Genomic DNA, 11167 nt, shown 5'->3' on the forward strand with positions numbered 1-11167 from the left:
GGATGCCGGCGGCCGGGCGCGGCCGCCGCCGCGGCGCCCCGGCTTGGCACCCGCGCCGGGGCGGGGCATTGCTGCGCGCACCCTGTCCGGAGCCCGCCGCCATGCCCCGCCTCCTCCGCCTCGCCGGCGCCCAGATGGGCCCGAACCAGCGCGGCGACAGCCGCGCCGCCATCCTCGGCCGCATGGTCGCGCTGCTGGAACGGGCGGCGGCGCAGGGCGCGAAGCTGGTGGTCTTCCCCGAGCTGGCCTTCACCACCTTCTTCCCGCGCTGGCCGATGGACCGCGACGCGCCGGAGCTGCTGGGCTGCTTCGAGACGGCGATGCCCAACCCGGCCGTGCAGCCGCTGTTCGACCGGGCGCGCGCGCTCGGCGTCGGGTTCTATGTCGGCTATGCCGAGCTGACGCCGGACGGCCAGCGCTTCAACAGCGCCGTCACGGTCGCGCCGGACGGGACCATCCTGTTCAAGTACCGCAAGATCCATCTGCCCGGCAGCGACCGGGTCAAGGACGGCCAGCGCTACCAGCAGCTTGAGAAGATGTATTTCGAGTATGGCGACATGGGCTTCCCGGCGGTGCGCGGGCCGGCGGGCTGGGGCGCGCCGGTGCTGGGCATGCTGATCTGCAACGACCGCCGCTGGCCGGAAGGCTGGCGCGTGCTCGGCCTGCAGGGGGTGGAGCTGGTGATGGTCGGCTACAACTCCGCCGCCTACGACCCGAATGGCGGCGAGGGCGAGAGCGCCGAGCGCCGCACGTTCCACTCCACCCTGGCGGCGCAGGCGAATGCCTACATGAACGCCACCTGGGCGGTGGCGGTGGCGAAGGCGGGGGTGGAGGATGGCGCCGGCCTGATCGGCGGGTCCTGCATCGTCGACCCGAACGGGATCGTGGTGGCGCAGGCGACGACGCTGGGCGACGAGGTGATCCTGGCCGATGTCGATCTCGACGCCTGCCGCCAGGGCAAGGAGAAGATGTTCGACTTCGCGGCGCATCGCCGGCCGCAATGGTACGGCCCCATCACCGGCCAGGTCGGCGCCACGCCGCCCGGATGAGCGCGGCGGGGCCGCGCCTGCCGGCCGGCCCGGGGTGAGTCCCCGGGCCGATGGCGGTCGCGCACCGGCCCGAGCCCGTCGAGGCCGATCGCATCGCGGTCGAGCCGATCGCTGACGGCGTCGAGATCCTGCCCGACCATGCCGGCCTCCGCGCCACGCCCCCCGCGCCACGCCACGGCGGGGGCCTGTGCCGATGGGCTCGTCCGGACATGCGGGGAGGTGACGCGGGCGATTGCCGTGGCGTGCCGCGTGAGGGAACCTGGGCACGGCATGGTGCAATCCACGCAGCGGGCAGCATCGGGCGCAGCGAAGCCGCCGTGGCGATCCACCCGCCGGGCCGCCGCCCGGCCTTCCGGCGGATGCGACGAGCGGTCATCTCCCCGGGCGCGGGCTTGCCGCCGCATCGCGGGACCCGATCTGCCGAAGCGACGCATCGGAGCCAGACGCATGGAAGATGGACAGGCTTTCTTCGCGCAGGGCAATTTCGCCCCGATCGGCACCGAGAACGACGTGGCCGACCTGCCCGTGCGGGGCCGCATCCCGGACGGGCTGCGCGGCACGCTGTTCCGCAACGGTCCCAACCCGCAATTCCCGCCGGCCGACCCGGCGCATCACCACTGGTTCCTCGGCGACGGCATGGTGCATGCCTTCACCCTGCGCGACGGCAAGGTAGGCTGGCGCAACCGCTGGGTCCGCACCGACAAGTGGCAGGCGGAACATGCCGCCGGCCGGGCGCTGGCCAGCGGCTTCGGCGGCGGCCGCGCCCTGGGCATCCCCGATACCGGCGTCGCCAACACCGCCTTCGCCTGGCATGCCGGCCGGCTGCTGGCGCTGGAGGAAGCGCATCTGCCCTGGTCGCTCGACCCCGCGACGCTGGAGACGCTGGGGGTGGAGCGCTTCGGCAGCCTCACAGGCCCCTTCACCGCGCATCCGAAGACCGATCCCGTCACCGGCGAGTTGGTCTTCTTCGGCTATTCCGCCGGCGGGCCGCTGAGCCCGGCGATGCGCTGGGGCACCCTCTCCAGGACCGGGGAGGTGACGCGGGACGAGCGTTTCCCGGTCGACTATTGCGCCATGGTGCACGACTTCGCCGTCACCGCGAACCATGTGCTGTTCCCGCTGATGCCGCTGACCGGCAGCCTCGGCCGCGCCATGCGCGGCGGCCCGGTCTTCGCGTGGGAGCCCGATCTCGGCGGCCAGGTCGGGCTGCTGCGGCGGGATGCGGGCATCGCCTCGCTCCGCTGGTTCCGCGCCGAGGCCTGCTACGCCTTCCATGTGCTGAATGCCTGGGAGGATGCCGGGGGCCGCGTGCTGGCGGATGTGATGGAATTCGCCGCGCCGCCGCTGTTTCCCCGCGCCGATGGCTCGCCCAGCCCGCGGGAGGCGACGGAGGGCAGGCTGACCCGCTGGACACTCGACCCCGCCGCCGGCACCGACGCCTTCCGGCGCGAGAGGCTGGACGAGATGTCCGGCGAATTCCCCCGCTGCGACGAGCGGCGCAGCGGCCTGCCGAACCGGCACGGCGTCTTCATGGGCCGGGGCCATGCGGGCGATGGCCTGCCCATGCTGGACACCGTGGTGTGGTGCGACCTGGCAAGCGGCGGCCGCGCCCGCTTCGCCGTGCCGCCCGGCGACGCCTTGTCGGAAGCGGTCTTCGTCCCGCGCGGCGCCGAGGCGCCGGAGGGGGATGGCTGGCTGCTCACCGTGGCCTGGCGCGCCGCCGAAGGTTGCAGCGAATTGCTTGTGCTGGACACGCAGGACGTGCCGGCCGGGCCGGTCGCCACCGTGCGCCTGCCGGAGCGCATCCCGCACGGCTTCCACGGCGCCTGGGTGCCTGCGGCGGCGTGAAGCGACGCCGGGCCCGTGGCACCATGGCCGGCCGCCGCGTGGAGGACCGCCATGACCCACACCCCGCCCGCCCATGACAGCCGCGCCGAGACGCTGGCGCATATCCACCGCGTGCGCGACGTCATCGGTGCGTTCATCGCCGTGATGCTGGCGCGCGGCGCCGCGCATGACGCGAGCAAGCTGGTCGAGCCGGAGAAATCCGGCTTCGACCGGGTGCTGCCGCTGCTGCGCGGCCTGTCCTACGGGTCCGCCGAATACCGGGCGCTGGAAGCGGCGGAGGCCGGGCTGGTCGCCCTGCACCACGCGAACAACAGCCACCACCCCGAGCATTACGGCAACCGGGGCATCGCCGGGATGGACCTGTTCGACCTGGTGGAGATGCTCTGCGACTGGATCGCCGCGGCGGAGCGCCACCCGGCGGATGGCGTGCGGCTGGACATCAATGTCGAGCGGCACGGGATCGAGCCGCAGCTGGCCTCGATCCTGGCGAATACGCTGGCACGCTGGCCTGGCACATCGGGGAGGGCGCTGCCGGGAACCCCATGACGATGCTTCCCATCGTCATGGGGTTCCCCTGTCCCTCCCCGAACCCCACCCGCCAGGGGCCGAAGGGCCCTTGGATCCCTCGAATCATCGCCGGGTCGAGGACCCCCAGGGGGGGTCCTCGACCCGGCGATAAGCCCAGACGGGGGTCGGGGGGTCGGCACGATCCGCGGTGGCGCCGTCGCGGGAGGGGCAAGGCCCCTCCCGCGACGGCGCCACCGGCGGGATCAGCCGCGGCGCAGCGCGGTCGGGTAGAAGCGCCCGCCCGGCGCGGCGCGCATCGCCTCCAGTACGAAGCCGCCGGGCAGGTCCACCATTTCCCGCAGCGGCGGCGCATCGGCCGCGGCCTCGAAGGCGGCGCGCAGCGCGCGGCCTTCCATCCCCTCGGCCGGCAAGCCCAGCGCGTGCATCACGGTCGGCACGATGTCGGTCAGGTCGGCGGGTTCCTGCGCCACCGCGCCGGCGCGGAACGGGCCGCCCTGCATCACCAGCACCGTCGCCAGCTCCGCCCGGTGCAGCCCGCCATGCATCCCGCCGCCCTCCGGCACGTCGGGCGCATCGAAGGGCGCGGTGCCGGGCAGGCCCCATCCATCGGGGCCTTCCGAGCCCGCGAAGGTCACCACCAGGTCGGCGCTGCGGACATGCGCGCTGCCCAGCAGCGCCAGCGGCAGGGCGCGGCCTTCCGGCAGGAACGCCGGGTCGCGCGCCAGCAGCGGCCCGGCCCAGCCCTGCGCCGCCAGCCAGTCCGCCACCTGCCCCGCCAGCGAAAGGTCGCGCAGCCAGAGGCCGGGCGCGGCGGCCGGCGCCACCACGATGTCGGTCTCCGGCCCCATCCCCTCCCCGGCGCGGAAGCCGGCGCGGCAAAGCTCCTCCCGCAGGCTGCGCTTGCCGTAGCCGGTGACATGGCCGTGGTCGGACAGCACGACGATGCCGATGTCGCGCGCATCCGGCTGCGCATCCCGCCAGGCCACCACGCGGCCCAGCACCGCATCCGCCGCGCGCAGCGCCGCCAGGGTCTGCGCATGCCCCAGGCCGAGATAGTGGAAGGCGATGTCGGGCTCCGACAGCCAGAGCAGCGCGACATCCGGCCGCAGCCTGGGCAGGACATGGTCGAGCAGCACGCGCCCGGCGAATTCCACCCGCGCGGTGTTCGGCACGCCGGCCGGCGGCGTCGGGCCCAGCTTCGCCCGCACCATGTCCGCGGTGGCGCCTCCGGCATCCTCGACATTCCAGCGGAACTGGCCGAGCCGTTCCGCCGCCGGATGCAGCAGCGTGGCCGCGCCATGCGTGCCGCTGCTGACCAGGGCGAAGCTGCGGCCCTGCGGCGCCAGGCGCTCGGCCAGGGTCGGGCGCTGCAGCGGGCTCTCGCCGCCCTGTGCCATGGCCTGCACATCGGCGACCAGCTTGGTGCGCAGCAGCCGGTCCGGCGCCACCGACGCATCGAAGACCGTGTTCGCCACCATGCCATGCCCGCCCGGCCGGCAGCCGGTGACGAGGGAGGGCGTCGCCACCCGCGTCTCCGACGGGAAGACGCTGCGGGCATGGGCGAAGCGCGTGCCGGCGGCGGCCAGCGCCGCGAGATGCGGCGTCAGCGCCGGGGAGACCATGTCCGGCCGCAGCCCATCCAGCGCGACCATGATGCAGCGAGTCATCGGCGCCCCCTTCCCTGGAGCGGTTGCCGTTGGCCATGGCTCACGGCAACCGTTCCGGTCATTTGAATCGACGAGCATCGTCACCCGGTCAGGCGCTTCCACCTGAGCGGGATCTGCTCTGGCGCCCCACCATGCGCGCGGCCGCGATCGCGGCCAATGGCTGCAACGATCGGTGTCGCCGAAGCTTCACCTAAGCGGGGCGCCGGGCCCGCCGCAGAGAGGAAGGAGTTCCGCCATGACGGGCAGCGACACCGCCTTCGCCGGCTCGATCCCGCAGCTCTATGACCGTCACCTGGGCGCCGGCATGTTCGGGCCGCATGCGGCGGAGGTCGCGGCGCGGCTCGCCGGCCTCCGCACGGGGGCGGTGCTGGAAGTGGCGGCCGGCACCGGCCTCGCCACCGCCGCGCTGGCGCAGGTGCTGCCGGCCGCGGTCGCCATCACCGCCACCGACCTGAACCAGGCCATGCTGGACTGCGCCGCCGCCAAGCCGGCGCTGGCGCGGGTGGCCTTCCGCCAGGCGGATGCGCAGGCCCTGCCCTTCCCGGACGCGGCCTTCGACGCCGTGGTCTGCCAGTTCGGCGCCATGTTCTACCTGGACCGGGTGCGCGCGCATGCCGAGGCGCGGCGGGTGCTGCGGCCCGGCGGGCGCTACCTGCTGAGCCTGTGGGACAGCCTGGCGCACAACCCGGTGGCGGCGCTGGTGCAGGACACCCTGGTGGCGCTGTTCCCGGACCGGCCGCCGGGCTTCATCGCCCGCGCGCCCTTCGGCCATCACGACCCGGGCCGGCTGCGGGCCGAGCTGGCGGCGGCCGGCTTCGCCGAGGTGCAGGTGGCGGCGGTGCCGGCGACCTGGGTGGCGGAGTCGGCGCGCAGCCCGGCGATCGGCTACTGCCAGGGCTCGCCGCTGCGGGCGGAGCTGGAGGCGCTGGGGCCGGAGGCGGTGGCGCGCGCGACCGAGGCGGCGGCGCAGGCCATCGCGGCGCGCTACGGCGAGGGGCGCCTCGAGACGCCGATCCAGGCCCTGGTGGCGGAGGCGCGGGCATAGCAACGCCGGGATGTCCCGGCAGCGGCACCGGCCAACGGCACGGATGGCGGCATGCGCCCGGGGCCGCGGGCGGTATCGGCGGCGCGGCCCGATCGGCCGCGCGACGGGAGCCGCCGTCGCGCCCGGCGGCCTGCCCTGGCCGGGCGGCTTCGGGGGGTTCCCCCCGGATCCCGCCCGCCCCCGGTGCCGGCGCCTATTCGACCCGGATATCAGCCTTGCGGATCACCGGCTCCCAGCGGCGGCTGTCCTCCTCGATGACGCGGAGGAGGCTCGCGCCATCGGCGAAGCTGCTCTCGATGCCGCGGGCGGCGAGCGCGGCGCGGCCTTCCGGCGTGTCCACCGCCTGGCGGGCAGCGTCCTCCAGCCGGCGGCGGATCGGCTCCGGCACCCCGGCCGGGGCCAGCACCGCGCCCCAGTTGTCCACGGCATAGCCGGGCAGGCCGGCGGCCTCCGCCACCGTCGGCACGCCGGGCAGCAGCGGGCTGGCCTGTGCCGCGAGATTGCCCAGCGCCCGCAGCCGCCCGGCCTTGATCAGCTCGTCCACCGCCGACAGGGGCGCGGAGACCAGCTCCACCTCCCCGCTCACCGCCGCGGTCACGGCCGGGCCGGTGCCGCGGTAATGCACATGCGTGAGCTTGCCGCCCGACATGGCGTCCATCAGCTCCGCGCTCACATGCGTGATGGTGCCGAGGCCCGGGGTGCCGTGGTTCAGCAGGCCGGGCTGGCGGCGGGTGATCTCCACCACCTCCCGCAGGTCGCGCGCCTGCAGCTTCGGCCCGCCGGCGATGACGGTGGGGGCGAGCGCCACCTTGGCCACCGGCGCGAGGTCACGCCGCAGGTCGAAGGGCAGCCTGCTGTAGACGAACTGGTTCACGACGACGGTGTTGAACACCGTCACGATGGTGTAGCCGTCCGGCGGCGCCTTCGCGACCGCATCGGTGCCGATATTGCCGCCGGCGCCGGAGCGGTTCTCCGGCACCACGGGCTGGCCCAGCGCCTCCCCCATCCGTTGCGCCAGCAGGCGGCCGAGGATGTCGCTGCCGCCGCCCGGCGGGAAGGGGATGACCATCTTCAGCGGACGGTTAGGGAAGCCGTCCCCCTGCGCGAGGGCGGGGGCGGCGAGGGCGCTGGCGCCAAGGGCGAGCGCGGCGCGGCGGGAGAGCGGGGTCATGGCGCAGCCGTCATGGCCGAGGATGGAGGGGCGGGCAAGCGGCGGGGCGCGGCGGGCGCTCAATTCCGCTGAGTCCGGAACGGACCTTTTCGGCGAAAGCCATTGATCGGGCTAGGCATTCCGGCCCGGGGGCTTGAGGAATTGAGGATTTGAGCGGATTGCCGGGGCAGCGGGCGAACGGGCTCGGCCCCGTGCCGCCGGCAGGATCGCAGGCCGGCGATGCCAGGCGCAAGGAAATATTCCTACCCCACCCATCGCCATGCCCCCGCCTGACTCAGGGGTTCCAAGGGCCCTGTCGCCCTTGGCGGGGTCGGCGGCACTGCCGCCGACGGAGGGGTAAGGCGGCGCCCTTCCCCGATCGTCACCGCGCCCCGACCGTCGCCCCCCTCGGCGCCGCCGGCCGCCGCAGGGACGCGGGCTTGCCGAACAGGTCGATCATCGCCGGGAAGACCACCAGGATGAAGACCGGCAGCAGCGTGGTCCCGCCCACCACCACCACGGCCAGCGGCTTCTGCAGGTCGGACCCGATGCCGGTGGCGACGGCCGCCGGCAGCAGCCCGACCATGGCCGCGAGGCAGGTCATCATCACCGGCCGCATCCGGTCCACCCCGGCCTGGTCCAGCGCCTGCCGCCAGGGCATGCCGGAATCCCGCAGCCCGTGGAAATGCGACAGCAGGATGATGCCTTCCATCACCGTGATGCCGAACAGCGCCAGGAAGCCGATGGCGGCGGGGACGCTGAAATGCAGCCCCATCAGGTCCAGCGCGGTGACGCCGCCGATGCAGGACAGCGGCAGCAGGCCGAAGATCAGCAGCGTGTCGCGCAGGCTGCTGAACTGGACGTAGAGCAGCACGCCGATGAGCGCGAGGGCGATGGGCACCACCACCTGCAGCCGGGCGATCGCGTCCTGCAGGTTGCGGAACTCCCCCACCCATTCCAGCCGGTAGCCGGGCGGCAGCGCCACGTTCTGCAGCACCCGCGCCTCCGCCTCCTCCACCGCGCTCTGCGGGTCGCGGCCGCGGACGCTGAACTTCACCGGGACGTAGCGCGACGCATCCTCCCGGTAGATGTAGCTGGCGCCGGAGACGAGTTGGATGCGCGCGACATCGCCGAGCGTCGCGCCGGATTGCGGGGTGATGGGGATGCGGCGGATGGCATCCAGCCCGATGCGGTAGGGCGCGTCCAGCCGCACCACGATGGGGAAATTGCGGTCGCCGCCTTCCTCGTACAGCCGCGCCGCCTCCTGCCCGCCGATGGCGGTCTGGATCACCTGGTTGATGTCGTTCACCGCCAGGCCGTAGCGGGCGGCCCGCGCCCGGTCGATGCGGATCGACACGGTGGGCTGGCCCAGGGTGCGGAAGGCGGCCAGGTCGGCGATGCCCTCCACCTGCGCCATCTGGGCGCGGATCTGCTCGGCCAGCCTGGCCAGCACGTCGAGTTCCGGCCCGATCACCTTCAGGGCGTTGGCGCCCTTCACGCCCGAGGATGCCTCCTGCACGTTGTCCGAGATGTACTGCGAGAAGTTGAAGTCGACGCCGATGAACTCCTCGGCCAGCCGGGCCTGGATCCGCTCGACCAGCGCATCCTTGGTCTTCGCCGTGGTCCATTCGTCCATCGGCTTCAGGGGCACGAAGAACTCGGCGTTGAAGAAGCCGGCGCTGTCGGTGCCGTCGTCCGGCCGCCCCTGCTGGGAGGTGACGGTGATCACCTCCGGGAACTCCTTCAGCACCAAGCGCATGCGGTTGACGTAGCGGTTCCCTTCCTCGAGCGAGATGGTGGCCGGCATGGTCGCCCGCATCCAGATCGACCCTTCCTCGAGCGTCGGCAGGAACTCCCCGCCCATGCGGGAGAACTGGAAGACCGCGCCGCCCAGCAGCAGGACGGCGACCAGCATGGTGGCCAGCCGGCGGCGCATCGCCAGGTGGTGCAGGAACAGGTGGGCGCTGCCAAGCCAGCGGACCAGCGGCATCACCTTCTCCTTCGTGTCGTCGCGGAACAGGGCGCCGGCCAGCGCCGGGGCGACGGTGAAGGTGGCGAAGAGCGCGCCGCCGATGGCGTAGGCATAGGTCTTGGCCATGGGGCCGAAGATCCGCCCCTCGATCCCGCCCATGGTGAAGAGCGGGATGAAGGCCGCGACGATGATCAGCGCCGAAAAGAAGATGGCGGTCGAGACCTCGTTCGAGGCCCGCAGCACGATGAGCGGGACGCCCGAGAGGCCGCGCGGCGCCGCCGGATGGGCGATGCGGTGGCCATGCCCGCCATGCGACAGGTGCAGGTGGCGGTAGACATTCTCCACCAGGATCACCGTCGCATCCACCAACAGGCCGAAATCCAGGCTGCCGAGGGAGAGCAGGTTCGCGCTTTCCCCCCGCAGCAGCATGATCAGCACGGCGGTGAAGAAGGCGAAGGGGATGGTGGCCCCCACCACGACGGCGCCGCGCAGGTCGCCGAGGAAGAGCCACTGGATGAACACCACCAGGATGATGCCGAGGATGATGTTCTTCACGACATGGTGGGTCGTCACCTCCACCAGGTCCTTGCGGTCGTAGATCGGCACGATGCGCACGCCGGGCGGCAGCACGCCGCCGCCATTGATCGCCCGCACCTCCTGCTCCACCGCGCGGATGGTGGGCAGCGTCTGCTCGCCGCGGCGCATCAGCACCACGCCCATGACCACGTCGTCATCCGCCTCCTGCCCGGCGATGCCGAGCCGGGGGAGGTTGCCGACCTCCACCCGCGCCACGTCGGACAGCAGGACCGGCACGCCGTTGCTGGCGCCCAGCACCACGTTGCGCACATCGTCCATGGAGCGGATCAGGCCGACGCCCTGCACCACGGCGGATTGCGGGCCGACATCGACGATGCCGGCGCCGGTCGTCGCGTCCCCGTTGCCGATGGCGTCCACCACCGCCGGCAGGGACAGGCCGTAGGCGGTCAGCTTCGGCAGGTCGACCACGACGTTGTAGGACTTGGTCGGCCCGCCATAGGCGGTGACGTCGATGACGCCCGGCACCCGCTTGAAGCGGCGCTGCAGCACCCAGTCCTGCAGCACCCGCAGGTCGGTCAGCGAGAAGCCGGGCGGGCCGACGACGCGGTAGCGCAGGATCTCCCCGATCGGCGACCAGGGGCTGATCTGCGGCTGCACCCCGCTGGGCAGCTGGATCTGCCCCAGCCGGTTCAGCACCTGCTGCAGCGACTGCTCGTAGCTGTAGGCGAAGGTGAACTGGGCCGAGACGACGGACAGCCCGAACAGGCTGGTGGAGCGCACCTTGGCCAGGTTCGGCATGCCGGACAGCCCGACCTCGATCGGGATGGTGATGTAGCGCTCGATCTCCTCGGCGCTCTGCCCCTGGTTCTGGGTGATGACGACGACGGTGGGCGGCACCGGGTCCGGATAGGCCTCGATGTTCAGCTGCCGGAAGCCGGCGAAGCCGATGCCCAGGAAGGCGACGAAGAGCAGGATGACCAGGGCCCGCTTCTGCAGGGCGAAGGCGACCAGGAAGCGCATGCGGTTTCCTTGCCGCGCATCCCGGGGCGGGGATGGGCGCGGGCGGCGGCTGGCTGGGGGATGCGGCGGGCAGGGCGCGCCCGATGCTTCCTCTCTCGCATGCCGCGCCTTGCCGCCGGGCCGCGTTGCCGCTTACGGCTTCGCCATGCGGTGCAGCATGGGCGTTACGGTTCCGCCACGCCGCCCCGGCCTGCCGCGCTGCGCCGGCGCATGGTACCGCTTGGCCATGGCCCCTGATCCCCGGCATCGGCGGTGCGGCCCGTGGAGTTCGGGGCGGGCCGCATCCCGCCGCCGCGGTGCCGCGCCGCGCCCGCGGCGGGACGGCCGGCACCGCCCGCCGCTGCCCGTCCG

The 11167-nt window shown here is 73.2% G+C and carries 7 protein-coding genes; 4 read left to right on the top strand and 3 right to left on the bottom strand.

Annotation, left to right across the window (positions count from 1 at the left end):
• The first annotated feature begins 101 nt into the window (after positions 1–101).
• From E2C05_RS23380 to E2C05_RS23390, 3 genes are all read left to right on the top strand, one after another.
• Complete coding sequence (locus E2C05_RS23380) at positions 102–1049, top strand: N-carbamoyl-D-amino-acid hydrolase (RefSeq protein WP_200306330.1); 948 nt, start codon at positions 102–104, stop codon at positions 1047–1049.
• A 447-nt stretch (positions 1050–1496) separates the two neighbouring features.
• A complete protein-coding gene (locus E2C05_RS23385; protein ID WP_133222056.1) occupies positions 1497–2897 on the top strand; it encodes a carotenoid oxygenase family protein in 1401 nt (466 codons plus the stop codon).
• A 51-nt stretch (positions 2898–2948) separates the two neighbouring features.
• The gene (locus E2C05_RS23390) at positions 2949–3443 is read left to right on the top strand and encodes a DUF5662 family protein (RefSeq protein WP_200306328.1); all 495 of its coding nucleotides are present in this window, start codon (positions 2949–2951) and stop codon (positions 3441–3443) included.
• Between the two features lie 224 nt (positions 3444–3667).
• Here the strand turns inward: E2C05_RS23390 and E2C05_RS23395 are convergent, their stop codons facing one another.
• On the bottom strand, positions 3668–5092 hold the full coding sequence (locus E2C05_RS23395) for an alkaline phosphatase family protein (protein ID WP_158292322.1): 1425 nt from the start codon (positions 5090–5092) through the stop codon (positions 3668–3670).
• Between the two features lie 235 nt (positions 5093–5327).
• Between E2C05_RS23395 and E2C05_RS23400 the strand changes: the two genes are divergently transcribed.
• Positions 5328–6137 carry a class I SAM-dependent methyltransferase gene (locus tag E2C05_RS23400; RefSeq protein ID WP_133222058.1) on the top strand — a complete coding sequence of 270 codons (810 nt, stop codon included), beginning with the start codon at positions 5328–5330 and terminating at the stop codon, positions 6135–6137.
• A 193-nt stretch (positions 6138–6330) separates the two neighbouring features.
• On the opposite strand, the gene E2C05_RS23405 is transcribed toward E2C05_RS23400, so the two are convergent.
• Both E2C05_RS23405 and E2C05_RS23410 read right to left on the bottom strand, forming a co-directional pair.
• Positions 6331–7371 carry a Bug family tripartite tricarboxylate transporter substrate binding protein gene (locus E2C05_RS23405; RefSeq protein WP_133222059.1) on the bottom strand — a complete coding sequence of 347 codons (1041 nt, stop codon included), beginning with the start codon at positions 7369–7371 and terminating at the stop codon, positions 6331–6333.
• 298 nt (positions 7372–7669) lie between these two features.
• Positions 7670–10816: an efflux RND transporter permease subunit gene (locus E2C05_RS23410; protein ID WP_133222060.1), complete on the bottom strand. Its 3147-nt coding sequence runs from the start codon at positions 10814–10816 to the stop codon at positions 7670–7672.
• Positions 10817–11167 lie beyond the last annotated feature (351 nt).

The organism is Paracraurococcus ruber (genome assembly GCF_004353985.1).
GTDB classification, from domain to species: Bacteria; Pseudomonadota; Alphaproteobacteria; order Acetobacterales; family Acetobacteraceae; genus Paracraurococcus; species Paracraurococcus ruber.

What these genes read in the sequence shown, in the direction of transcription:
- E2C05_RS23380 (WP_200306330.1), top strand. Translation starts at nt 102, where the DNA reads ATGCCCCGCCTCCTCCGCCTCGCCGGCGCCCAGATGGGCCCGAACCAG.
- E2C05_RS23385 (WP_133222056.1), top strand. Translation starts at nt 1,497, where the DNA reads ATGGAAGATGGACAGGCTTTCTTCGCGCAGGGCAATTTCGCCCCGATC.
- E2C05_RS23390 (WP_200306328.1), top strand. Translation starts at nt 2,949, where the DNA reads ATGACCCACACCCCGCCCGCCCATGACAGCCGCGCCGAGACGCTGGCG.
- E2C05_RS23395 (WP_158292322.1), bottom strand. Translation starts at nt 5,092, where the DNA reads ATGACTCGCTGCATCATGGTCGCGCTGGATGGGCTGCGGCCGGACATG.
- E2C05_RS23400 (WP_133222058.1), top strand. Translation starts at nt 5,328, where the DNA reads ATGACGGGCAGCGACACCGCCTTCGCCGGCTCGATCCCGCAGCTCTAT.
- E2C05_RS23410 (WP_133222060.1), bottom strand. Translation starts at nt 10,816, where the DNA reads ATGCGCTTCCTGGTCGCCTTCGCCCTGCAGAAGCGGGCCCTGGTCATC.